The sequence below is a fragment of the Pontibacter aquaedesilientis genome (genome assembly GCF_014773225.1).
GTDB lineage: Bacteria > Bacteroidota > Bacteroidia > Cytophagales > Hymenobacteraceae > Pontibacter > Pontibacter aquaedesilientis.
Window position 1 is genome coordinate 219,952 of sequence record NZ_JACXAJ010000004.1, and the last position, 26,302, is coordinate 246,253.

At 43.9% G+C, this 26,302-nt stretch carries 15 protein-coding genes; 8 read left to right on the top strand and 7 right to left on the bottom strand.

Annotation, left to right across the window (positions count from 1 at the left end; translation table 11 throughout):
* Window positions 1-69 precede the first annotated feature (69 nt).
* Together H9Q13_RS11100 and H9Q13_RS11105 are read left to right on the top strand one after the other, a co-directional pair.
* The gene (locus H9Q13_RS11100; RefSeq protein ID WP_191183864.1) at window positions 70-1,080 is read left to right on the top strand and encodes a glycosyltransferase; all 1,011 of its coding nucleotides are present in this window, start codon (window positions 70-72) and stop codon (window positions 1,078-1,080) included.
* A 77-nt stretch (window positions 1,081-1,157) separates the two neighbouring features.
* Window positions 1,158-2,192: a DUF354 domain-containing protein gene (locus H9Q13_RS11105; RefSeq protein WP_191183865.1), complete on the top strand. Its 1,035-nt coding sequence runs from the start codon at window positions 1,158-1,160 to the stop codon at window positions 2,190-2,192.
* Window positions 2,193-2,259: 67 nt separating this feature from the next.
* Here the strand turns inward: H9Q13_RS11105 and H9Q13_RS11110 are convergent, their stop codons facing one another.
* Window positions 2,260-3,636 carry an undecaprenyl-phosphate glucose phosphotransferase gene (locus tag H9Q13_RS11110; protein WP_191183866.1) on the bottom strand — a complete coding sequence of 459 codons (1,377 nt, stop codon included), beginning with the start codon at window positions 3,634-3,636 and terminating at the stop codon, window positions 2,260-2,262.
* Between the two features lie 1,078 nt (window positions 3,637-4,714).
* On the opposite strand from H9Q13_RS11110, the gene H9Q13_RS11115 reads away from it, so the two are divergent.
* From H9Q13_RS11115 to H9Q13_RS11130, 4 genes are all read left to right on the top strand, one after another.
* Window positions 4,715-6,388 carry a GNAT family N-acetyltransferase gene (locus H9Q13_RS11115; protein WP_191183867.1) on the top strand — a complete coding sequence of 558 codons (1,674 nt, stop codon included), beginning with the start codon at window positions 4,715-4,717 and terminating at the stop codon, window positions 6,386-6,388.
* Window positions 6,389-6,528: 140 nt separating this feature from the next.
* Window positions 6,529-8,229: a GNAT family N-acetyltransferase gene (locus H9Q13_RS11120; RefSeq protein WP_191183868.1), complete on the top strand. Its 1,701-nt coding sequence runs from the start codon at window positions 6,529-6,531 to the stop codon at window positions 8,227-8,229.
* A gap of 190 nt (window positions 8,230-8,419) precedes the next feature.
* Window positions 8,420-10,075 (top strand): GNAT family N-acetyltransferase, encoded by a 1,656-nt coding sequence (locus H9Q13_RS11125; protein ID WP_191183869.1) that lies wholly within the window; start codon window positions 8,420-8,422, stop codon window positions 10,073-10,075.
* Between the two features lie 126 nt (window positions 10,076-10,201).
* Window positions 10,202-10,885 (top strand): class I SAM-dependent methyltransferase, encoded by a 684-nt coding sequence (locus H9Q13_RS11130; protein WP_191183870.1) that lies wholly within the window; start codon window positions 10,202-10,204, stop codon window positions 10,883-10,885.
* 77 nt (window positions 10,886-10,962) lie between these two features.
* Here H9Q13_RS11130 and H9Q13_RS11135 read toward each other — a convergent pair whose 3' ends face one another.
* The 6 genes from H9Q13_RS11135 to H9Q13_RS11160 all read right to left on the bottom strand — a co-directional run bounded on the left by H9Q13_RS11135 (window position 10,963) and on the right by H9Q13_RS11160 (window position 20,253).
* Window positions 10,963-12,630, bottom strand: coding sequence for a GNAT family N-acetyltransferase (locus tag H9Q13_RS11135; protein ID WP_191183871.1), 1,668 nt, complete (start codon window positions 12,628-12,630; stop codon window positions 10,963-10,965).
* A gap of 98 nt (window positions 12,631-12,728) precedes the next feature.
* Window positions 12,729-13,883, bottom strand: a complete 1,155-nt coding sequence (locus H9Q13_RS11140; RefSeq protein ID WP_191183872.1) for a DegT/DnrJ/EryC1/StrS family aminotransferase — start codon at window positions 13,881-13,883, stop codon at window positions 12,729-12,731.
* A gap of 31 nt (window positions 13,884-13,914) precedes the next feature.
* Entirely contained in the window at window positions 13,915-14,898 is a 984-nt protein-coding gene (locus tag H9Q13_RS11145) for a polysaccharide deacetylase family protein (protein ID WP_191183873.1), read from the bottom strand.
* Between the two features lie 309 nt (window positions 14,899-15,207).
* Window positions 15,208-15,975 carry a polysaccharide lyase gene (locus tag H9Q13_RS11150; protein ID WP_191183874.1) on the bottom strand — a complete coding sequence of 256 codons (768 nt, stop codon included), beginning with the start codon at window positions 15,973-15,975 and terminating at the stop codon, window positions 15,208-15,210.
* Window positions 15,976-16,351: 376 nt separating this feature from the next.
* Window positions 16,352-17,317, bottom strand: a complete 966-nt coding sequence (locus tag H9Q13_RS11155; RefSeq protein WP_191183875.1) for a polysaccharide lyase — start codon at window positions 17,315-17,317, stop codon at window positions 16,352-16,354.
* Window positions 17,318-18,597: 1,280 nt separating this feature from the next.
* On the bottom strand, window positions 18,598-20,253 hold the full coding sequence (locus H9Q13_RS11160; protein WP_191183876.1) for a polysaccharide lyase: 1,656 nt from the start codon (window positions 20,251-20,253) through the stop codon (window positions 18,598-18,600).
* Between the two features lie 1,065 nt (window positions 20,254-21,318).
* Here H9Q13_RS11160 and H9Q13_RS11165 point away from each other — a divergent pair.
* Complete coding sequence (locus H9Q13_RS11165) at window positions 21,319-24,024, top strand: LamG-like jellyroll fold domain-containing protein (RefSeq protein WP_191183877.1); 2,706 nt, start codon at window positions 21,319-21,321, stop codon at window positions 24,022-24,024.
* A 709-nt stretch (window positions 24,025-24,733) separates the two neighbouring features.
* Entirely contained in the window at window positions 24,734-26,182 is a 1,449-nt protein-coding gene (locus H9Q13_RS11170; RefSeq protein WP_191183878.1) for a T9SS type A sorting domain-containing protein, read from the top strand.
* Window positions 26,183-26,302: the final 120 nt, after the last annotated feature.

Genomic DNA, 26,302 nt, shown 5'->3' on the forward strand with positions numbered 1-26,302 from the left:
AATTACAATACTACCTTCCTCATAAATGCGATCATCATAAATATAGTATGCAACTTTAATATTTAGCTTATGAAAGTTCTCTTCGTGTGTAGTGGCAATTCTGTAATCTTCCCTATTGTTCCGTTTATAAAATCTCAGGGTGAATCACTGAAAGCGGCAGGTATAGAAGTTGACTATTTCCCTTTGAAAGGCAAAGGCTTTACAGGGTATATCAAAGCGGGCTTAAATCTCCGTAAAGTCTTGAAATTAAAACAATATGACGTTATTCATGCTCACTATACCTTGTCAGGTTGGGCTGCCGTCATTGGTGCAAGAAATACGCCAGTCGTGATTTCATTAATGGGTTCAGATGCGTATGGCCAAATAACTGAAAATATAGCACAGAGTATTAAAAGCAAGTTCTATCAACTTTTGACTTACCTTATCCAGCCTTTTGTTACAGCTATAATTTCCAAGTCTGAGAATATTGAAAAACATGTTTACTTAAAGCGCAAGTCAACCATACTACCCAATGGGGTCAATACCAATTTGTTCCGTCCAACAACTAACGACTTCAGACAAGAACTAGGGTTGCACGCCGACAAAATCTATATTTTATTTCTGGGAAACCGAGACAAACCGATAAAAAACTACACCTTGGCCAGAGAGGCTGTCGCATTGTTGAACATGCCGGATGTTGAGCTGATCAATCCTTACCCATTAGACCATGCGGATATTCCCAGCTATCTGAATTCGGTTAATGTGCTCGTCGTCCCATCTCTTATGGAAGGCTCTCCTAACGTGGTAAAGGAGGCAATGGCATGTAACTGCCCTATTGTGGCGACAGATGTAGGAGATATCAAATGGGTGATCGGAGATACCGATGGATGTCATTTATCGGATTTCAATCCTGAGGAATTCGCTGCAAAATTGAAATCGGCTATTGCCTTCTCCCGAGACTCAGGTAGGACAAATGGAATAAACAGAATAAATGAGCTTGGTCTCAGTGCGGAGGATGTGGCAAACAAACTCATTGACATTTACGATTCCACCCAGGCAGTTTCTCACAAAAAAGCCAGTCGTCTAAGTTTATCAGAATGATGATTATAAGCTAGCTTAAACTGAACATTTAAAAGCTGTCCCCCCTCCTTAACCCTTCTTCCCAAAACAATCGAAAAATGAGAATCCTGATCGATATCAATCACCCGGCCCATGTACATTATTTTAGAAATTTTTATAAAATAATGAAAGACGGTGGACATAGCATTACTATAGTTTCGCGAAATAAGGAAATGGCACACAAGCTGTTACGTTTATATAACATACCTTATATCAACAGAGGAAAAGGGAGGGATGGTAAAGTAGGAAAGTTTATTTATCTGGCCTATGCGGATTTTAAACTCATGCAGATTTCGCTGGATGTAAAGCCAGATTTATACTTAAATTTTCTACACCCATACCCATCTCAGGTAGCAAAACTTTTGGGCAAACCATCTTTAGTCTTCAGCGATACCGAACACGCTAGCCTGCATCATAAATTAACAGTCCCCTTTGCTACCACCGTTTATACGCCGGGCTGTTACAACAAAGATATAGGCCCTAAACAATGCCGTTTCAACAGTTACATGGAATTGGCCTACCTCCACCCCAAATATTTCACGCCAGATCCGGCGGTATTGGAAACTTTGGGTGTGAAAGAAGGTGAGAAGTTTGTCGTTGTACGCTTCGTCTCCTGGGCAGCTGTACACGACTTCGGACATTCGGGTGTGTCCCTTACGAACAAAAGGAAAGCAGTACTGGAGCTCGCTAAACATGCAAAGGTGTTCATTTCGTCAGAAGGGCACTTACCATCGGATTTAGAAAGCTATCGAATTAACATACCCTTTGATAAGATACACGACGTGATATACTATGCCTCCCTTTTATTTGGCGAGAGCGGCACCATGGCCTCTGAAGCCGCTGTTCTCGGTACCCCGTCAATATTTATCAACGGCAATAACCTTGGTTACTTAGACCAACAGGAGCAGAAATATGGTTTAGTAAATAATTTCAGATCGGGAGAGGCAGATCAAGAAAAAGCTATCGATCGGGCCTTGGAAATAATTCAGGAGAAAAACGGAAATCAAAAATATGCGACCTTAAGGGAAAGATTGCTCTCAGAATGTGAGGATACCACGCAGTTTATGGTTCGTGAAGTGTTAAAGTATGCCTAAACTTACCTTTCCGATTTAAAAAAAGAAAGGTAAGGATCCTACCCAACCTTTCTTTTTTTTAACCTGCCTAAAAGGCACTTTTATGAGTATTACGACCAAATATGGTTAAATACACAATCTTAAAATCAAGCCACAAAGACCAGTTTTCAACATACCATAAATCATGTTTTGTGCGCTGGCTTTTTTGCTCTTTAGTTTCTGTAGGTCCTCTCCAACCATTGATTTGCGCCCAACCGGTTATGCCTGGCTTAAAGTAATGTCGCAGCATATACTTGTCTTCGCTTTGCTGAAACTGTTGATTCAGGAAGCTTCTGTGGGGTCTTGGGCCTACCACGCTCATATCACCAAGCAACACGTTCATGAACTGGGGTAACTCATCCAAACTATACTTTCTCAATATCTTACCGAGTTTTGTTATTCTCTGATCGTTTTTAGCGGTCGATAAGGCTCCTCCATTAGGAGAATCATTCTCTTTCATGCTCCTGAACTTGAAGACTTTAAATGGCCTTCCCCGCTTTCCTATTCTTATAGGACAGTAGAAAATAGGGCCGGGTGAGTCTAGTTTAATCAGTACTGCAAGTACTAAGAATAAAGGGGAAAGCAATACTAAAACCAAGAAGGAAAAGACCTTATCAAAACAGTTTTTTATGAAAGCCGCAAAAGTGTCATCCAAAGGAAACTGCCGTACATTAACTGCTTCGATCTGGCCATACCTGGTTATTTTATACTTATCTCCTAACAGTTCCTGATAATCAGGTATATATTTCACTCTTACACCATGGTAATCAGCGGCGGACAATATACTCTTGATTTTTTTTGATGGTTTTATAGGTATAGCTATTACAATCTCATCTACCTGGTTATCCTTTAAATAGGAATCTATATTGTTTAAATCACCTACTATTTTGTCCTGAGCTACAATACATTGCTCTTTTTTACATTTTACAAATCCTTTTATGTAATAGCCAGACTTTTGTTGCTTGTATAAATTTCTCTCAATATTCTTCGCCAAATTGCCCACGCCCGCCACCAATGTGTATTTTGGTTTAGATTTTAGCAGGCTTGCATGACTTACGTTTTTCAAAAGGAAGTTTACAGGTATACCGATGACAGGCAGAGATATGACAAAAGCAATGACGACATTCTTACTTGTCTCTGAGAAGGTATAAATTGAAAAAAACAGCAACACTAATCCCAATAGAATGAAGTACAACTTAATGTAGTAGAACATTCTAATGTTAGCTCTACTCAGGCGTTCGTCGTAAATGTTTCTCCAGTAACCCAACAGAATCCAAACCAATACAAACCCAGCTAATATTAACCATTCAAGTTTTAAATACTTACCATCACTGAAGAAAAGAATCGAAACAAGAACGGAAAGGAAAAGCGTTAGCATGTCCCCTCCGAAATATACTGGGGAAATTGTTTGTCTAGATTTGATCATAACTTCTCAATTTAATTAACACTCACATTCTCTTCAGAGTTTTTAAGATCAATTACTAAATGTTTCGACCAGAATACTTATAAAGTCAATATATGTACAAAGCTCCACCAATCTCAATGCCCACTAAGACACACGGCAGGCCAATAAATTCTCAACACTAGATTAATTTAAGAGGGTTATCTTATTTTAATCAGTAGGCAAAATTGATGGAACGGTTAGGTCATTACATAAATTAACAGTATACTTTTATCATACATTTAGATTTAATTATAATCTTTCAAACAGCCTCTTCAAATAGCAGTCATTTTAAAAATTTTAGCACAGCTTTAATTTTTAAAAATATCCTATAATATCTAACTTATATTTAATATACTTAAATCAAGAAGTAAAGATTTAGATTTTTACTTATTCTTAGGAAACTAGGCTAAATAGTAGGGGAATGTATGAGATTGGCAGGTCAGTGATTTAAATTAGGTAGGGAATGTATATATTCTGCGAGTGAACGCATGGATTATTGAATTTATACTAGTAAGCAATTCAACCTTTGACAAGATCTTGCAGCGGTTCTAACTTAAATTTTCATATCCCAATTGCCTTAATTTTTAAGGATTAAAGCAATTTCATATAATACCATGTTTATGGTTAGTTAAAAAGGTGCATGGCGTCATATATTAAAAAACCGATATACCTATATAAAGTGTATAGCTATGCAATGAACGCATCACCCAAGAACTAGTCTACTATTTAATTCATTTAAATAATAAAATAATACAGAACGCATAACTCCAGATAAGTTACCAAGGTCTGTACATCCAGTGTTATATAGATCTTGATTTTCTTATCGCCCGAACCCGCAATTTCAGTACTTGAATAATGCTTCAGTTCAGTATTTAGGAGGCTTTTGCATCAACCCATAGGCGCTTTTTATAATTAAATATTGATTACATTATATCTATAAAATATGAATTAATTTTTTATGAAAATTTTATCAATTAATATAATTTATTTACAATATAATTCGTATAAACATGGGTTAGGATTTATTTAAAAATAAATTGCACCCAAGCTCCTCTGATTGATGAATCAAGACATGACACTGGACTCTCCATTCGCTCAAATTTGCGAGGAGGAATCAATAGGAACACTGAAATTATTAACCGGAAGTGATGTGCTAACTTGTTTATGTAGTCAAGACTTCCTGGAAAAATGGGACCACCTCTATCAATCGTGCCCATGGAGTACAGTGTTTCAAAGCCCGGCATTTGTTTCAACCTGGTATAACCTATATCAAGACGCCTATTTACCGGTTATGATCATGTCTGAATCCAACAGCAACCTTACCGGGTTAATATCTCTGGCTTTGCCCAAATCAAAAAGAAAGGGAAAAAAACATTTTATCGTAGGAGCGGGTCACCACGAAGCAGATTACCAAACCTGGTTGGCAGACGAATCCGACGGCGATCAATTTATTTTAGGCGCCCTCACTGAACTTCGCAAAAGATTTCCGAACAATGAGCTCATGCTCAGGCACCTTCCTCCTAACACACCTTTAGACTGGATCAACGATAACCCTTCCTGGAAATCCAAATGTGTCTTACAATCTTTTAAACGTCCTTTGGTGGTATTTAAGGATTTTAGCATATCCAGGAGAGATCGCAAAAGAATAAGCCGGTTAAAGGACAAAAGCAACTTTGAGCAAATCTTAAATGATACTGATTTCGCGTCCTTATTAGATGAGATTGCCGCAAACTATGACTTCCGACAGGGAGCCATGTTCAATAAATATCCATTCAGAAATGACGCACAAAATGCTGCGTTTCTCTTGGCCTTATACAGACAAAAATTACTGCATTTAACAGTACTAAGAAATGCTCAGGGCATAGTTGCGTCTGTAGCTGCGCTCATAGGCAAAAACAGAGCGCATCTAGGTGGTATCAATTTCCATTCTCCACATTATGCCAGCTACTCACCCGGATTTGTGCATTTTCTATTGCTTAGCCAGCAATTAGCCGGGCAAGGTTACGAGTACTTTGACTTAACGCCCGGTGGAGACAGTTACAAGGATAGATTAGCTACAGAACATGATGTGGTGCATGTGCTTGTTACCACCAAAAGTAAACTGTACTATTATAAGAGATGGATACGCAAGTCCATATATGACTATTTAATGCGGTCAGGTATCAGGCCTATGACCCTTGAATTGTTGCTGAAGAAGAAGCTCTACTTAATAAAGGAAAAGGGATTGGGCTCTCTGCTAGCCGATAGAGTGAGGAATTACTTACCAAAAAGGCAGCAAAAGCTTTACACTTTCAACGTCAGGCACATCACTGCAAAGCCTGCTTGTTTCATTAAGCAAAACTCCCTCCATGACTTATTGAACTACGAGTTTAATGGAAAAGGTCCTACAAAATGGGAATTCCTAGAAGCTGCCATGCATAGGTTAGAGTTGGGTGAACAGGTATACACCGCCTCGCAGGAAGGCGTGCTACAGGCATGCATTTGGTTGCGTAAAAATCCCGCAGCAACTCATACCGACAATATGAAGATACCTACTGGAGCCTTGCTACTTTATGGAATATACTATCACCCTCACCACCTGCATAGCTTAGCTGATTTTCTGTCCAATGTAACACTGGAAGTAGCGACGGGCACGGATGAGAAACTTCTATATGCCTTGCTCGATGTAAATGACAAGACGCTTGAGGCTGTACTAAAAGATGCTGGATTCGATGCAATAGAGACTCAATGCTAATCTCGGGGCATTGATTCAGAATTGAGATTGCTTGCAAATTCAATTTCCAGATAAGATTGAAAGGCCCGATGAAACTGGTTCAATAAAAATTATTTAAATCTATGATTGATTCCCAACTATCAGACCTAAACTTGAGCATTTTGGAGGATGACATCCTTATACCTACTGAAAATATTAATAAAGCAGTTGAATTACTCATTGGCGAGCCAGTTTTCGCCATGCTTGAAGACCGGGATTTCCAAAACGGTTGGGACACCCTGTACGAGGCCTGCCCCTGGGGAACGGTTTTCCAGAGCCGGGGCTTTGTGGGCGCCTGGTACCGTACCTACCGGGAGCGCTACCTGCCGGTGCTGGCCCTGACGCGGGGGCCGGGCGGGCGGCTGACGGGCCTGCTGGCCCTGGCCCAGGCCGGGGCCCAGCCGGCGGCTGGGGCGCCGCTGCTGGGGGCCGGCCACTTCGAGGCCGAGTACCAGTGCTGGCTGGCGGCCGGGCAGGCCCAGGGGGAGGCCTTTATCACGGCCGCCCTCGAGCAGCTGGGCAGGCACTTCGCGCGCAGCCCCGTGCTTTTCCGCTTCCTGCCCCCGGGCGCCCCCCTGGACTGGGCCCGGACCGACCCGGGCTGGCGGTCCCGGTGCGTGCTACAGGCCGCCCGAAGGCCCCTCATGGACACGAAAGATCCAAATCTCAGTAGTTTATTGAAGTTGAGTGGACAGAATAAAACGAAGCTCAACCGTTTGCGCCGGCTGGGCGAGGTGCGGCTGGAGCGCGTGACCGATGCCGGGGCCTTCTCGGCCGTGCTCGGGGAGCTGGCCGTGCAGTACGACTTCCGGCAGGGGGCCCTCTACAACAAAAACCGCTTCCGGGAGAACCCGCGCAAGGCGATCTTCCTGCAAGAGTTGTTCAACCAGGGCCTGCTGCATGTGACAGTACAAAAGCTAAATGAAGAAATCATTGCAGCCATGGTGGCTGTTTCTGGGAAAGGTTGGGTTCATTTGCAAGGGTTGAACATTCACTCTCCCTTTTATGCCAAACACTCTCCAGGCATGCTTCATTTTTTTATGCTTGGAGATTTACTGGCAAAAGAGGATGTACAAATGTTTGATCTTACACCTGGTGGAGACTTCTACAAGGAAAGGTTTGCCACAACGAACGATTGGGTTTTTAATTTGGCAATAACATCCGATCCATTTTACCAATTTAAGAAAAGGATCAGAAAAAAGCTGCATGATTACCTCATCAGTTCAGGGTCAAAACCCATGGCTTTTGAAATAGTTATCCATCGGAAATTAGACACTTTTAAAAACATAACCCGATACATTCTTAAAGAAAAAGGCCTTTTCAATACGTTGCTCAGCCAAGCAAGCCATGTATTCGGTACGAAACCCTCAAAAGTTTATTTAATGTCTTCCCTTCTTGAGCAGCATTATAAAGCTCTGCCAATTAAAGAAGACAGTCTCGGCGATCTATTGGAATATGAACCCAAAGGATTCAGTATGAGCCGATGGACTTTTCTAGAGCAGGCCATGCATCGGTTTGAACGGGGAGAACAAATATATACCTACAATTGCAATGGACGCCTCATGGCATACGCATGGCTGAGCATATCGGATGGCCAAAAAGCTAAACACAGCCCACCCCTGCCACTTAATGCTCCAGTGCTCCATAATCTGTACTGCCACCCGGATTACTTAGCTAACTTCTCTACGTTTCTAGCTGCTGTCATCAACCGGGTTTCGTTAAGCAGCACAACGAGCCAGGTCTATGTCATAGCTGATGAACGCTTGGCTGCTATTATTCAGCGGGCTTCTAATACTCAGGTTGTGTTCAGGCTTGTTACTTAGTGTCTCCCTTGGTCGGGTCTACAGAATGATTAAGGTATATCCGCGAAGAATAAATTTCAGATCAGGATTTTCTGTTTTTGGAAATATAGAATAGTGGTGACTAATCGCTCTTTGCCTAAGCAGATTATAGCAGTTCGTGAGGTTACTGACACCGCAAGTCATAGCAGCACATAAATATAGGTTATCGATTATGATGGAAGTAGATCAAGCAATTAGAGTTCAGAAAGGCAAAATGACCCAATTATTAAGTGGAGAACAAGTTGTGGATCTGTTGTGCAACACAAACTTCATGGCCAAATGGGACTTGCTGTATGAACAGTGCCCTTGGGCTACCGTTTTCCAGAAAAGGGAATTTGTATCGAGTTGGTATCAACACTATACGAGCAGGTATTTGCCCATCCTCATTCACGAGACAACTGCGGGGAAATTAACCGGCCTGCTTACTTTAGCAAAATGTGAAAAGGAAGGTATAACGGGAGCAGGTGCGAATCAGGCTGAATATCAAGTCTGGCTTGCCGAACCTTCTAACAGCAATGAATTCATACAAAGCGCACTCTCTCAGCTTCGAAGTCAATTTCCGTCGGATGTTATCCACTTGAAATACCTTCCTTCCAATACACCTGTCAACTGGGTTAATGCAGATTCACGTTGGGGAACACATTGCACCTTGCAACTGCATAAGCAACCGTTAATGGTAATAGAGGATGCTAGCATTGCATCAGAACTGAAGAAAAAAAACAGAAGGGAGAAAATCAACCGCTTAAAAAGATTGGGGGAACTGAAATTCGAGCGTATTACTGAACTTAATGATTTTGTTAGCCTCATCGACATGCTGGCTACCCAATTTGACTTTCGAAAAGGGGCAACGGTTAATTTGACGCCATTCAAAAGTGACCCATTTAAAAGAGATTTCCTTGTCTCGCTATTCGAGCAAAATTTACTGCACGTAACCTTACTAAAACTGAATAATGAAGCCATTGCGTCAAATGTAGGGGCTTACGGAAGAGGTTGGGTTCATCTCCAAGGGCTTAACACACACTCACCATATTACGCCAAACATTCTCCCGGCATTTTGCATTTCCTGATGCTGGGCAGGTTGCTTGCCGAAGAAAATTTTGATGTGTTTGACTTAACCCCAGGCGGAGATTCTTACAAAAACAGCCTTGCCAATAGCTATGTGCACGCCTATGAGCTTACAATAAGTAACCATCTGAGGAGATATACCCAAAACAGTAAGATTAGGCTAGCAAATTATATCAAACAAAGCTTTGCGAAGAGGGGAATAAAACCAACTGCAATCAAAGATTTCAAAAGAAGCACTTGGATCCTCTTCAGAAAACTTCGGCTTGTCAAATCCCTGGATATCAGATCATCCTTTGAGCATATTATGCAGCTACTTCAGCTACACAGCGAAAGGGTGTATAGATTCACCAATGACTCGATCTCTCCCCCTGATATTCAGACAGGTTATGTAAACATCCAAAAGTTAGAAGACCTGTTAAACTACGAGGACAGTGGCTCACTGCGGACGCGGTGGGAGTTTCTGTCGGAGGCGATGCGGCGCTTCGAGTCGGGGGAGCGGTGCTATACCTGGGGGGCCGGGGGGCGGCTGCTGGCCTGCACCTGGCAGGGGGCGGCGCGAGCGGGCGGCCCGGTGCCGGAGGGGGCGCCCGTGCTGCGGGGACTCTACTGCCACCGCACCGGCCGTTCGGGGCTGGCAAACTTCCTGGCCGTCGTGGCCCGGAAGGCGACCCAAGCCGGGGAAAGTGAGCAGGTATATGCACTGGCCAGAAACAAGACTATAGGCTCCGCACTAAAATCGGCAGGCTTTTCACACATGATGTAATCACGCAATCTATGCTTTCGCTTATCTGATCCCTAAAGTTCGTAGCATACACTGAAAAGAAGGCATACCATGAAAACCATTGCTTAAATCCCATCAGTAATTGTTCAAAAATATTATAGGAAAGATATGAATGCTCGTACGGCTACTTCTAATGGAAAAAGGTTTAGAATTCCCTTCACCTACAAGTTCTTAAACCCTTACTTCTACATATATGCCCTCGAAAGGCGGCTCAACCATTATCATGATAAAAGGTTAGGGGTCGATTTCACGAAAGTCGATTATAAACCCAATGTCTTAGGCTTGAACCCGGCGGAATGTTATAGCAGTGAACCTAGTGGCAATGTTTTCCTGGGTAGAATTCTGAAAGATCTGAAAATTGGGAAAAACGATTCTATCATCGATATCGGGTGTGGTAAAGGGAGTGCCCTAAGGTATATGATGAAATTTCCATTCGCCAGAATAGCAGGGCTGGAGATTTCTGCCCTACTGAGCTCCATTGCCCAGCAGAACTTTGAAAAACTCAAGGCAAAGCATATCACCATTTATGTTGGAGACGCAACTACGTTTGATAATTTAGACGACTTTAATTACATCTACTTCTATAATCCTTTTCCTGGACAGATTATGGAAAAATTTATCAGGAATTTAAAAGCCTCAATAGAGATAAATCCCAGGAAAGTAACCATCATTTATGATTACCCAACATGCCACCAAGAGATTATTGCATCTGGGATATTCAAAACAGTTTCCAACAAAACATACAGAAATCAACAGGGGTTTGACATTAAGCTATACACCAATGAGGTTTAACCCTTCCAGATATCCATGTAATTGTGTAATTATATGCTCGTTAGCCAAACAGAAGGTTTAATGATTAAACTGGTTACCTACAACACAGTCCCTAGTTGCTTTAAAACCTTGCCAATAGCCTTATCGCTACAAATGACAGCTGGTTGCTTGCCTTTCGAGGCCTGGATCACCTTCCGGGCCACAGCGGCCAGGAAGTTTGCCAGCCCCGAACGGCCGGTGCGGTGGCAGTAGAGTCCCCGCAGCACGGGCGCCCCCTCCGGCACCGGGCCGCCCGCTCGCGCAGCCCCCTGCCAGGCGCAGGCCAGCAGCCGCCCCCCGGCCCCCCAGGTATAGCACCGCTCCCCCGACTCGAAGCGCCGCATCGCCTCCGACAGAAACTCCCACCGCGTCCGCAGTGAGCCACTGTCCTCGTAGTTTAACAGGTCTTCTAACTTATTATAACTGATGTTTAGTGAAACATTGGTGTCAATCTGAGCAAGGCCAGCTACTGGAATGTTATAAAATTTTGTTTTAGGCTCGGGAATCTTTGAAAACAACAAACTCAATCCGGACGACAGTAGTGCTCCTGTTTTTTTCTTCAGAAGGTATATCTTCTTCCTGATAGCTAATTCCACTGACATCGGCCTTAAGCCTGCTCTTATCAGCCGATTATGTATTTTATTCTTGATTTGCTTTTTAAAGAAGAAACTTAATTTATTACTAACTACAAGCTCATATACATAGTCATGTGTTGTGGCCATCCGTTCTTTATAGGAATCCCCGCCCGGGGTCAGGTCAAAACAAGCAACATCTTCTTTTGAAAGGAGTTGTCCCAGCATTATAAAATGCACGAACCCGGGCGAGTAATAATTTGCATACATAGGAGAATGTATGTTAATCCCCCCCAAATGCACCCAATCCTTACTAATGATGGCTGCTATGGCTGCAATGATCTCACCATTCACTTTCAGGACAGTTGCATGCACTATCCCCTGTTCAAAAAGCTCTTGCAGGAAGATGGCCTTGCGCGGGTTCTCCCGGAAGCGGTTCTTGTTGTAGAGGGCCCCCTGCCGGAAGTCGTACTGCACGGCCAGTTCCCCGAGCACGGCCGAGAAGGCCCCGGCATCGGTCACGCGCTCCAGCCGCACCTCGCCCAGCCGGCGCAAACGGTTAAGTTTATTCATGAATTCCGATTTTCTGAATAGTTTAGGCAGTCCGGGGTCGTCCATCTCCATGAGGGGCCTTCGGGCGGCCTGTAGCACGCACCGGGACCGCCAGCCCGGGTCGGTCCGGGCCCAGTCCAGGGGGGCGCCCGGGGGAAGGAAGCGGAAGAGCACGGGGCTGCGCGCGAAGCGCCTGCCCAGCTGCTCGAGGGCGGCCGTGATGAAGACCTCCCCCTGGGCCTGCCCGTCCGCCAGCCAGCACTGGTACTCGGCCTCGAAGTGGCCGGCCCCCAGCAGCGGCGCCCCGGCCGCCGGCTGGGCCCCGGCCTGGGCCAGGGCCAGCAGGCCCGTCAGCCGCCCGCCCGGCCCCCGCGTCAGGGCCAGCACCGGCAGGTAGCGCTCCCGGTAGGTGCGGTACCAGGCGCCCACAAAGCCCCGGCTCTGGAAAACCGTCCCCCAGGGGCAGGCCTCGTACAGGGCGTCCCAACCACTTTGGAAATCCTGGTCCGATAGTAGTTCAAAAACATCCTTGCCTACGCATATTTCTAAACCTTTGACAACTATTGGCGATGTGGCTATATCGTGATCAACTATAGTTTGCATAGGCTATTATATTAAATTGTCTAGGTTATACCTGTACCTTCATTAAACGCTATCAAGCATATTACCGAAGCAGCAAGGTATAGAGGCTCAATGATTCATCAGAATGCAGGGATAGCGGGCACAGCCAGATTGACTTGAACTTCTTTTACAGAATCAACAATTTGCTGTAGATTCTCAAATGACAATTCCTGATGGACAGGCAAGGCCAGTACCCCTTCTCTCAACAATCTGCTTCTTGGGAATTCATCCACAGGAAGAGACGGGTGTGGATTTAACCAAAAGAGAAGCCCCATAACTCCTTTTAAACGTAACCGGGCAAGGAAGTCTCTCGGTTCGTTTACTTCAATTGGAAACGCAAAGGGACTGGCACCTTCAGGGAGAAATGCAAAGGGAGCAGGGACCATGTCCCCTAAGTGCTTTAGTAAGAATCTATAATTTTCTCTTCTTCGATCGGCTGTTTTCTCATCTACAATCTTGGGAATCAAAAATTTTGTCATACGGGTAGGTGGTGAGGAAACATCCCCGACCTCGAATTCCTTGTGTATTCTTTTGTTGATTCTATTCCAGAACCTGTTTAAATTGGTTTGGATGGGCTTTAGCATGAGATGGAAATATCCCAACTCTTTTCTACGTGTTGCCAGCCAGTTTATATGCCTTTTAAAAACACGCCATGATCCTGAATTAGACTGCCCGGTGGGACGAGGAGGAGGAAAATCAGCGATAACAGCCCCGCCATCTGGAAGACCATATGTCTTATAAAGACAAAACACCCCCATATGTCCAAAAGAACCTACTGGCTTATCATTCAGTGTAGCAAGTAATGCTTGCGCGGCGTCCTCTATCAGCAGAATACCCCTGTTATCGCACCATTGCCTCCAAAAAGCGGCATCTTGAGGAAAACCTAAGTAATGTATGATATATAAAGCCCGCACGTCCGTGCTCATCAAAGACTGTAGTTCCTCAGGTTCAGGTTCAAGGTTTTGATTGACCTCATAGTATCGAACTTGAAGACCCGCTTGTAGTAATGCTTCGATTTCAGAGCCATGATGGTATGCAGGGACCAGTACGGTGTCATTGGGATGAAGTCCTAACGCAGCGCATGTGTTCCATATCGCCTGTCTTGCCAGGGAAAACACTCTGCAATTAGCCTGGTCCAGCGGAAATGGCTTCCAAACTGAGTTGCTTCTGAAGTAGACGTCTAATGGCAAAGTTGGCCAAATAAGTAGACTGCGAGCCGGATATAACTTTCTCATATCGTGGTTTAACTAAATTGTTTTCATAGAATCAGTTCATTTGGTGCACTTTATCAGAAGCTCTATGCTGGTAAGTAGAAGAAATAATCTTACCTGTGCCGATCATCTTGTGCCACTTTTGAAATTTAAGGATGAGCGGTTGCCAAATACCTACTACACGACAGATATTTTCAGCAAATGAAGCGCCCTCCAAAAACCCAAACCTTGGCAGTTCGTAACTGTGCTTTAATTTTTCCTTGGTTAGATAACAAGGCTTATTGGTGAAGGCAAGCTTATAGTTAAGCATACCCAGCAATTGGATTTCACGATTTCCATAATCTCCATTAGGGTAAGCAAAGCTTACAACATCATTTTGGATCCATGATTCGAGTTTATATTTCGATAGGCAAAGTTCATCATAGACTTGGGCGCTATCGCAATTGACAAGTATAGGATGGCTATGCGTGTGGCCGCCGATCGTTACGAATTCGGAAGATGCCATACGTTTAACTTGCTCAACCGTAAGAGCCTCCCGCTCTAATAACTTGACTTTCTTAATCGTGTTTATGAGTGCCAGACGGTCGTCGTTATTGATTTTCTTTAACGATTGCTTAGATGGGAGATCCGGTATGATTTCGTTAGCAACGCTTAAATATGACCACCAGTACGCTCCTTCTTCAACGGGTTCTGTAGAAACAAAAATCGTTACAGGCACACGATGCGTTTTAGCGACTTCAACTACATTAGTTTCATTGGATTGCCACCCGTCATCAAGAGTGAGCAATACCGCGCCTTTGGGTAAAGGCAGGTCATGTTCAATTATCTTTAAAATGTCTTCAATACTCAGAAAAGTAAAGTTGTTTTTTTTCAACCACTTTATACATCTTTCAAACTCAGCCTTGGAGGGTTTATGAAAGTAAAGGGATAAAATGAAATCTCCATTCAAAGCTTTCATTTTAGCATTACGAACATTGCCCAGGAGTATTAATACAGAAGCAATTGCCCATGAGAAGATGTTCCTGACAGACATTTTCATTTGAAAGAGATTTTAGATGGTGAACTAATACCTTTAATTAGATTCACAGTTTAAAAACTGCTGATCTACGCTTCCTTTAAAAAGAATTTCAAAACTTGGATCTAGAAATTACGCCTATGTAACACCAAATGACTAGCTATATTTTATACCAAAATTTCGTATATAAGTTATATATATTTGATTAAAAAAGTACACCTTCAATCACCAGGGTTGTCCAATCCATTTAAGCTATTTAGCAGGTATCCGTTTTCCAGCATCTCATGCTATGAGGCTTAAAAGTTCAGCCTGAAAATGGAATCAACTGTACATTTATTTAAAAAAGGAAACACCATTTCTGCTCACCCGGATGTTATCGTAGAAAAGCACGCGCTTGTCTGTGGTCGTCTTCTCACTTGCCCAACGCGACTTGTAAACGCCCATCTTCCACTTCGGCAGCGGTCCGTCGTACATGTTGCCGCCTTTGCGCGAGACGATCTTCTTGCCGTTGACCCATACCTCGGTCAGTCCGTCCGAACCGTAGGAGTGCACCATGTGCACCACCACACTCTGCCACTGGTCCTTCACCACTGGCCCCAGGTCGATCTTCTCACGGGTGTCGGCGTTGTTACCCACGCGCAGCTGCAGGCGGCCGCCCTTGGTGCGCAGCGCCGCGGACGGTGTGCCCATCCCGCTCTGGTACCATTGGTTGATCACCTCGTCGTTGTCCTCGTCCACGTAGTCCTTGGCCGGGAAGTAGGCCTCGAAGGCGTACCACATTTCTTTTTGCGTCTCGTCCTTGATCACCGTGACCTCGGCTCGGCGGCTGCCCTTCACGTCCGGGTCGTTCTGGCGCAGCTCGAAGCGGGAGGTCTTGCCTCCGCCGCCCGGGCGGTCCACCACCGTCAGTGAGTGGGAGGCTCCCACCTCAATGCCGTGGAAGGAGTCCAGGGGATTGCCGCCCTCAAAGCTCTGGTTGAAAAGCAGACTGGCCGGCAAATAGAATCTAATCGCCTGTTGCTCAATTTCTTTATGAAAGTATACAACTACTACAATTCCTATTAATACGCTTGTTAATATACTACCTGCACTATACTTCATTTATTTAGAAATAGATAATAGTCTACATTCAAAATGCAACCTGAATACTGCTGTGAACAAAAGATTTCAAACTAAGTGATACATATATGTCTACTTAATTAGAATAACATAGTTTAATTATAGCAATATTATTTTACCTTATACCTATAATAATGAGTTAACCCTACTAATTAATTAGTGCCTCCCTTACCTTATCTGTTTTGATTACATTTTATGAGCTCTTAGATAATGAATTTGAATTGGTCTTTAAAGTATGTAAAAGCAAAGAGCGGTAAAGGAAAATTCCTTTACCGCTCTATTTGTCTAACAGGCTTGATTAAGCTTTAAGAATTATAACCTATTACGATTCTTTGCCTTCTTCATACCTAACATATGCCTATCCTTTTTTATTCTGCCCCTTATTGTTAGGAGCTTTTTTGTTGGAATTCGGCGCTTCAGTAGCTGGTGGCGTCGTAGTAGTAGGCTCCTCAGTGGTAGGAGTCGTTGTTGTAGGAGGAGTCGTTGTAGTAGGCACCTCTGTGGTTGGAGTCGTGGTAGTGGTTCCAGAGGCGAGCATATCGGCTAAAGTAGCACCGACTTTGCCTACCCGGATATTATCGAAGAAGAGCACACGTCTATCAGTTGTGGTTGTCTGGCTAGCCCATGCGGACTTGTAAACACCCATTTTCCACTTCGGCAGCGGTCCGTCGTACATGTTGCCGCCTTTGCGCGAGACGATCTTCTTGCCGTTGACCCATACCTCGGTCAGTCCGTCCGAACCGTAGGAGTGCACCATGTGCACCACCACACTCTGCCACTGGTCCTTCACCACTGGCCCCAGGTCGATCTTCTCACGGGTGTCGGCGTTGTTACCCACGCGCAGCTGCAGGCGGCCGCCCTTGGTGCGCAGCGCCGCGGACGGTGTGCCCATCCCGCTCTGGTACCATTGGTTGATCACCTCGTCGTTGTCCTCGTCCACGTAGTCCTTGGCCGGGAAGTAGGCCTCGAAGGCGTACCACATTTCTTTTTGCGTCTCATCCTTGATCACCGTGAATTCAGCGCGGCGGCTGCCCTTCACGTCCGGGTCGTTCTGGCGCAGCTCGAAGCGGGAGGTCTTGCCGCCGCCACCCGGGCGGTCCACCACCGTCAGTGAGTGGGAGGCTCCCACCTCAATGCCGTGGAAGGAGTCCAGGGGATTGCTGCCCTCAAAGCCCTGGTTGAAAAGCAGGCTGGCAGAGGTAGCAAGCGATGAGGCCGAGGCACTCATATCGGGAGAAATCTCCTCCATGTCTTTTTTGTCGCATGAGAAGGCTAGGGCACCTACCAGAACAGGCGCTAAAATATAACGAAGTCTAAAGTTCATCTTGTTTTGGCTAAAGTTGAAATCTTAATTTTAATATTGTACTAATACAGTAATGTTACTTTATTTTTATTTATAAACTCGCTTCCCAACACAAGGAATCAACTGTTCATAAATATAACTTTTGATAAATAAACACTTCTAAAAATTTAATCAAATACGTTCAGTTTATAATTGATAATCAATGTTTAATATCATTTTAATAAATCATCAAAACCATGCTAATTATTGAACATTTTATTAAAACATCCTACACAAAGGTAACGGACTAAAATCTTAAAATAAAAATCGAGATAGTGAAAAAATAACAAATGAAACAAATTTCATAGTTTTCATAATTTAAATCATATAAAAACACATAAATAACTGAAACAAAGGCAGATAGCTGGCGTAATTAAGCATTTTCAAAATTGCACATTTATAATTTAAAATAATAAATAAACCATTACTACAATTCGACACTTACGCTTAATAAAATCATAGACCGCACCATTTTTACAGGTAGCTTGATTCATTTGATTTTATTTAAACAGAAAAGCACTGCTTCAAAAGTGTTGATACACCAATTGCCAAAAGTAGCATTGCACTTTGTTCAAGCTAATTGAACCCCTGAGCGTAGTCAAGTTTTAGATTTTCTGGCAATCCATAATGGATCTATCAAATCAGTTTTATATAGCCAGTAGAATCTATCCAAATGTGCAAAGTGCTTAAAAGAGTATTATCCCTGTGGTCATTTAGGAAGAATATTTGGCAGATTTATCTCGTCATTTGGAAGTACCCCACCATTTTTACATCAGGAGGAAGTTGATAGCTACTGCAGCCCAGCCAATAAGTTGAGCATGATAATAAACAGACATGTACGGTAGTTAAGTAGTTTTTAATTCAGGTATACATCTTAACTTATTATTAAAAACTAGGTGTGCTACATTAGTCAGATCATGAATAATAGAATGTGCGTATTCGGCAACTACCTAAAGGAATAAATACGGCTTTCACAGATCCGCTCTTCAAATTGACCTAAAACCTCCTTTTACATACAGGAAGGCATTTTAACTGTACCCTGTGGCAAAGCTATACCTTGTCTTTAGCCGATCAGTCGATTCAACAGCATGGTATACGCCCTGTGTTAGCGTAGATATGTATTGAAACTGGATTTAGCTGTTGAGCCACCGAACATTTAGTGTAAAGGGCAAAAAAAAGGCAGCTAAATAAATTAGCTGCCTTTTATAAGTTTGAGAACTCATGCTGGTAAGGTCATTAGTTTACCTGCTTTTATCTCTCAGTTATTTAGTGATCGTAAAGTTGATTTTGTTAGTAGGGCCTGAAGCGGCGCCTGGGTCGCTCTTGGTGCCTTTGTGCGGCGTGCCTACCAGCGTATAGTTACCCAGAGCAAACGTCCAGCTGCTGTAGTCGCCCTGACGGTCTCCGAACAGTGCGTAAGGAAGCTCGTCGTCTACTCTCACCTTCTGACCAGCACCGCTCAGCTCAAGCTGCACGTTGCCTACCGTGGCAGGGAAAGTGTTAACTCGCACGTTGAATTTCTTGGCACCCAGGGCGCTAAGGCTCAACACATCACCGTTCTTAATCTCTCTGATATCTTTGTTAGTCTCAGAGTTCACCAAGGTATAGCTTACGATTCTATCACCACTAATTGCAACATTTCCACCACCTTTCACAACAGAAAAGTTGATTTTGTTAGTAGGGCCTGAAGCGGCGCCTGGGTCGCTCTTGGTGCCTTTGTGCGGCGTGCCTACCAGCGTATAGTTACCCAGAGCAAACGTCCAGCTGCTGTAGTCACCCTGACGGTCTCCGAACAGTGCGTAAGGAAGCTCGTCGTCTACTCTCACCTTCTGACCAGCACCGCTCAGTTCAAGCTGCACGTTGCCCACCGTGGCAGGGAAAGTGTTAACTCGCACGTTGAACGTCTTAGCATCCAGAGTACTTAAGTCCAACACATCACCATCTTTGATCTCTCTGATATCTTTGTTAGTCTCAGAGTTCACCAAGGTATAGCTTATGATTTTGTCAGTACCTACAGTTCCAGTTGTTGGCTCCTGAGTGCCTGTAGTTGGCTCTGGAGTGCCTATAGTTGGCTCCTGAGTTGAAGGTGTCTGCGTAGCTGGAGGTGTTACCGTGGCAGTAGAAGGCATCATGTCAGCTAGCGTAGCGCCGGCCTTGCCCACACGGATGTTATCGTAGAAAAGTACGCGCTTGTCTGTGGTCGTCTTCTCACTTGCCCAACGCGACTTGTAAACGCCCATCTTCCACTTCGGCAGCGGTCCGTCGTACATGTTGCCGCCTTTGCGCGAAACGATCTTCTTGCCATTAATCCACACCTCGGTCAGACCGTCTGATCCGTAGGAGTGCACCATGTGCACCACCACACTCTGCCACTGGTCTTTTACCACTGGTCCCAAGTCGATCTTCTCGCGGTTACTGGAGTTGTTGCCCACGCGGAGTTCAAGGCGGCCACCTAAGGTGCGCAGTGCCGCGGACGGTGTGCCCATCCCGCTCTGGTACCACTGGTTGATTACCTCGTCGTTAGCCTCGTCCACGTAGTCCTTGGCCGGGAAGTAGGCCTCGAAGGCGTACCACATTTCTTTTTGCGTCTCGTCCTTGATCACCGTGAATTCAGCGCGGCGGCTGCCCTTCACGTCCGGGTCGTTCTGGCGCAGCTCGAAGCGGGAGGTCTTGCCGCCGCCGCCCGGGCGATCCACCACCGTCAGTGAATGGGAGGCTCCCACCTCAATGCCGTGGAAAGAGTCCAGGGGATTGCTGCCCTCAAAGCCCTGGTTGAAAAGCAGGCTGGCAGAGGTGGCCAGTGAAGAGGCCGAGGCACTCATGTCAGTTGAAATCTCCTCCATGTCTTTTTTGTCGCATGAGAAGGCTAGGGCACCTACCAAAGCAGGCGCTAAAATATAACGAAGTCTAAAGTTCATCTTGTTTTGGCTAAAGTTGAAAATTTAATTTGGCTAAAGTTGAAAATTAATCTGTTTTTAATTGTACTTAAACGGTATTATATATTTTGTTATATGTTTCTCCCTCCTTGAAGAGAGCTTATAAAAATAATTGCTTTAAAATATAACTTTTAATTAATGATACCCCCTAAAAGTATAATCATATAACCCTCCTTTCTAATTAATAATCAATACTTAATGACATTTAAATAAGCAGCACAACAACTAAATAATTATTGGACATTTTATCTAAATCCCTTTTGCAAATGTAATGGAGATTATCCCAAAAATAAAAATAGAGAAGACCTAAAACGGCCATAAAATCAATAATTCCTGATTTAAAATAGGATAAGTGCAAATTAAACTAGAGTAATGGTGTAACTCCAAACAGTTTACGCCGTTGATTGGCTAATTTAAAAATTGTACCCTATAAGCTGCATAATTTTAAATGCCTTTAATTTCTATCACTGAAATTAAAATACAAACCCTTGATAAATAATTCTATGCAGGAATAATAACGCTACTATTTATCCTAATAAGCAATTGAGAATATAGTATTTCGCCATCATAAACAGAGTTAAAAGATGCTTTGAAACAAGGAATTGTACTTAGCTTGTATCGTGATGAATATAAAGATAACTCTACCCGATTTTATTTTCCATGACGCTTGAAATCTCCTATCAGTCAATCATTTATACTCCAAGGCATATTTTTATTCATCAAAACATAATCATTATTTATTGACTTGATTAAAATCTATAGAATGAAATTATCCTGTTGAGTATATGCAAAGCAGAAGATCATATGCTGATCAGGCCAAAACATTAACATTCAAAAAGTACCCATCTACAAAGTAAAATAAATATCTTACCATTTTTTATAACTTTTAGACAACATACCCCCTCTAAAACCATATATACCTGCAGAAAAGTGTCTCAAAAATTTATATAGGAAATTTTATATGAAGATGATACGCTGACACTGCAATCATTGGAAGTAATTTAAATTATATTGAACCCTCTCACATATTAACCCCCTAAGCTCCATATGAAAAAGTTCTTCTTACTATTATTATGCTCCCTCTTTATTCATATGGGAGTATTTGCGCAGTTTTCCTCCATAACACCCTTGGCCCATCAACAAATAGATGTAGGGGCAGGCACCCAAGACAAGTCGCAGTCCAAAACATTTTATCACCAAGGAAAACAGTGGGCGGTTTTTGCGAATTCTACAGGAACGCATCTGTGGCGATTAGACGATACCTCCTGGACACACATCATGAGGCTCACCACGAGAAGAGGGAGAGCTGATTGCAAAGTTGTTGACAACGTCGTTCACGTATTTGTTTTTCAAAAAAATACTTCACAGCTAATTTCTATTGAGTATCAAGCCTCTTCCAACTCCTATCAATTGTGGGGTTCCCGACCTTCCATTGTTAACTTTTCATTCAATGGTGAAGTACCCACCGCAACCATTGATATGGATGGGACCGGGAGACTTTGGCTTGGCCATGTAAGGGGAACCTCTGTACAGGTACAGTGGAGCGATGCGCCTTATTCTAACTGGAGTAATCCGATCACAATTGCCTCAAACGTGCGCAGCGATGATGCGGCGGCCATTATCTCTTTACCTGGCAAAATCGGGGTATTATGGTCGAACCAGGTTACGAAGCGATGGGGTTTCAAAACGCATACAGATGGAGACAGCCCGTCCAACTGGTCGTCTGACGAAGTACCCGCTTCTCAGTCAGCTTACAATGTAGGCCATGGCATGGCTGATAACCATATGAACTTGAAGGCGTCGAGCGACGGAACTTTATACTGCGCCATCAAAACTGGATTTAACGATCAGGATTATCCCTTAATAGGCTTGTTAGTCCGTAGGCCAAACGGCTCATGGGACGATCTCTATGATGTCTCTCATATTGGCACCACCCCCATCGTCGCACTAAATGAAGCAGCAGGCAAACTACGGGTTATATACCCATCAAAGACGTATGGTGGGGATATCTTGTATAGGGAATCCCCTTTATCGAATATTTCTATAGGCCCTCAGATGACTTTATTGGCTGGCTCGGCCTACCGTGATCCAAGTAGCAGTAAACAAAATTTTAATTCGGCAGGAGTAGTGATTACAACCGATGCTGAGGCGGGTGTCGTGGAGGGCGTTCTATTAAATGACAATGCCACTCCCCCTCCTACTGTACCCAATGCACCTGTATTGGCATCGCCAGCGAATGGTGCCACAGGGATTGAGAGCAGTTCTACGCTCTCTTGGAATGCCGCTGCTGGTGCTTCTACTTATCGGGTTCAGGTAGCTACCTCGACAACGTTTACCTCCAACGTTTATGATCAGAACGGCATAGTCGGCAACTCCATACAGGTAAACGATCTCTCAAACGGCACCACCTACTACTGGAGGGTACAAGCTTCTAACTCGGTGGGTAATAGTGGCTGGTCCGATGTGTGGAGTTTCTCAACCATAAACAATCCAACGCCTACTGTACCAGCCGTGCCATCGCTGGTTTCGCCATCCCACGAAGCAACAGGTATTGCGCTGCCTCCTACTTTGAACTGGAGCGGCTCCACTGGTGCTGATTCGTACAGGGTTCAGGTTTCGAGATCTTCAGATTTTTCGTCACTTGCCTTCGATCGGAACGGTCTGGCGAGTACATCTGTACAGGTAAACGACTTAGCGCATAACACTGTTTATTACTGGAGGGCAAGCGCTCAAAACTCAGCGGGCACAAGCGATTGGTCTGCGAGTTGGCGCTTTACAACTTCCGCGAGCACTCCTCCACCCTCCACGGCTAGCCTGGTTGGTCACTGGAAGATGGACGAGGGAAGTGGCAGTGTATTAGTTGATGACTCCGGATATGGAAACAATGCTGTCTTACAGAACACCTCTAAGGTTAACTGGATTGCGGGAGTTAATGGACTAGCATTGGATTTGCCAGGAAACTGGTATCGCTTTGCTATTGCCCCCAATAACGCCTCCTTGAATATGACCAATGAAATAACGATTTCGGCCTGGATAAAGCCACAGGTTCGCAAGGGCAGAATGATATTAAGCAAGGTAGATCCGGATGGCTACCAGTTGGGCACAAATGGTAACGGCAAGATTGAATTCTGGTTTAATTCAACATCCAACGGTACTGCTTACCGCTTATATTCTAACGCCAACTATCCGTTCGATGGAAATACTTGGATGCATGTTGCCGCCACTTTCGATGGACAGACGTCTAAAATCTATATTAATGGTGTAGAGGATAAAGCTGTAAGATACGCTTCTTCTTTAACTTTAATCTCTAATACATCGGACCTAGTTATTGGGGCATTGAAAGAGGACAACAGATGGAACGGGGCATTAGACGATGTAAGACTTTACAACAAAGCGTTAGGTGCTTCCGAAATCGCAGCTTTAGTCAATTCTGGTTCTGCCTTCAATAGCAGTAATGTTGCCCAAAAGAATGAGCTAGTTGAGCCAGTGCATGAGCATGAATTGTCAGTATACCCTAACCCCTTCTCTACAGTTGCTAAACTAAGTTTTTACATGCATGAGGCCGGCGACTATACCTTAGAATTGTACGACAGTAAGGGAGTGCTGGTGAAAAAGCTGAAGCAGGGCCAAGCTACCTTAGGGGAGCACAACACAGTTGAAATAGATGGCTCTCAACTCAGCAAGGGGCTCTACATGGTGCGACTGCAAACAGCCAAGGGCAGCCGAGCGCTCCGGTTGATTTTACAAAAGTAAGCCATCCCCCGTTAGTGCTCAAAAGCCGTAGTGCTGTGATATAGATAGGTACTAGGTATAAAGACTGATATTGTTGTTACCTCCACTACAAGGTACACGAATACAGGTCGAGCAATGGATGCCTTAAGTACAGGCAGAAGCAAGGCCCCTTTTCTTAGAAAGAGAAGGGGCCTTGCTTTGCCAAAAGATTAAGAAGCTCTGTTAAGCCGTTCTGTTAAATATTGTACACAGCTAAAATATGACAGTCGACCTGAGCAACCACAAGCCTATAAGTTTGCGAATAGCCAATCTGACCTAAAGGGAGTTGCTTTGAATATTACCGGTTGTGGAATAATGATTAAGCAAAATTGTGAACGAACCATAATAGGTATAGTACAAAACAATGCGCATTAATTTGATTGATGCAAAACTCTTGTCTACTACTATATCATCTAACTGTGAGCAAATAAATAATTTATAAAAATACTATTAATAAGCATGACATAGTGTTTTAATCTATTATAAAAAGCCCAAAAATATAAAATATATATAAATGAATCGATTTTAAATTATAAACGTAAGCATTTAATAATACCTCTACCAGTGCTTTGCAAGATCATTGGGGTAGTTAATTAATGTCTTAAACGATCTTCATTTTTTATTCTACTTTACAGATTGTTGTATGCGTAACTGAATATAAATACAATTTAACCTTAACCGCTTTGTCACTATGAAAGCCAGATTTACGCTTCTTATAATCTGCACCCTTCTTATATTTCATGAGTCAGCTGCACAGTTCAGTTCCGTTACCGAACTCACCCCATTACAAGCAAGTCCTTTTGCGACAAGAGAAAAACAGCAGTCTAAAGTCTTCACGTATGCTGACAAGCATTGGTCCATTCTAGCAAGTTCTACTGGCACGCACCTCTGGCGTCTGGACGGTTCTGCATGGGTAAAAGCCTTGGAACTGGTCACAAGAAACTCCAGAGCTGACTATGCAATAGATGGCGATGTCGTGCATATACTTTTATACTCGGGCACTTCTTCGCAGTTCGTCTCCATTAAGTATAACAAGGCTGCGAATAAGTTTGAAAAGTGGGACCAGAACAAATTGCCTGTTTCCATCAATCTGGAAGAAGGAGTCCAGATTGCTTCTGTGGATAGGGACAAAACCGGCAGGATGTGGATTGCCTCTACCGGTCTCAATGGTACAGTCAATTTGCGTTGGAGCGACACCCCCTACACGACCTGGAGTTCTCCGATTGTAATAGCCAATGGATTAAAGGAAGATGACGCAGCAGCTGTCATTGCGATGCCGCACCAAAATCAAATAGGTGTTCTTTGGTCTAACCAAAACACAAAGCGATGGGGATTCAAGGTTCACCGGGATGGAGATAGCCCTACAAGCTGGTCGCAGGACGAGGTACCGGCGTCTCAATCTGCCCTTAGTACGGGATCAGGTATGACCGATGACCATATGAGCATGAAGGTAGCAAGCGATGGCTCATTGTTCTGTGCCATCAAGACAGGTTATAACCGGGAAGGCCTTCCCCTTATTGCCTTATTGGTAAGGCGCCCGACAGGCTTATGGGAAAATTTGCATGAGGTTTCGCAAAAGGGCACGCTGCCAATTATCGTACTCAACGAGGCCATAGGCAAATTAAAAGTGATATACACTTCCCAAACTTATGGCGGAGACATTCTTTACAAAGAGTCCTTGATGTCTAAAATCTCTTTCTGTACTGAGCATACCCTTATTCGGGGCAATTATAATTATGCGACAAGCACTAAGCAGCTATACTCAGACAATGTCGTCATATTGGCTTCGAATGAGACGCAGGTGGTTGGGGTAATCGGTACAGATGCCCTGTCTGGTTCTGACGTCTCCCTGGCCTGTGATGTCGATCTTGAGCCAAAGAATAATTTATTCATAGCGTACCCCAACCCTTTTGAATTGGAAGCAACTGTCAGCTTTGTTTTAAACCGGGACAGTGACTACTCCTTGATCTTATATGATAGCAAAGGTTCGCAAGTGGTCATCCTTAAAGAAGGGAACGCAGTAGCAGGCGAAACCAATCATGTGAACCTGGATGGATCAATGTTATCCCGTGGCCTCTATTCGTTGAAGTTGCAGACAACAGATGGACACAGAGGAATCAAGCTCATCCATCATCAATAGATTTAACTTCTGATTCACTCGCTTTGAATTAAAACTGGCTCGATGTTGCAATCATATACCCCTTTCTACCATATAGCAGTGGCTCCAAATCATAGCCATCTCTTTTAATATCTGCTACTA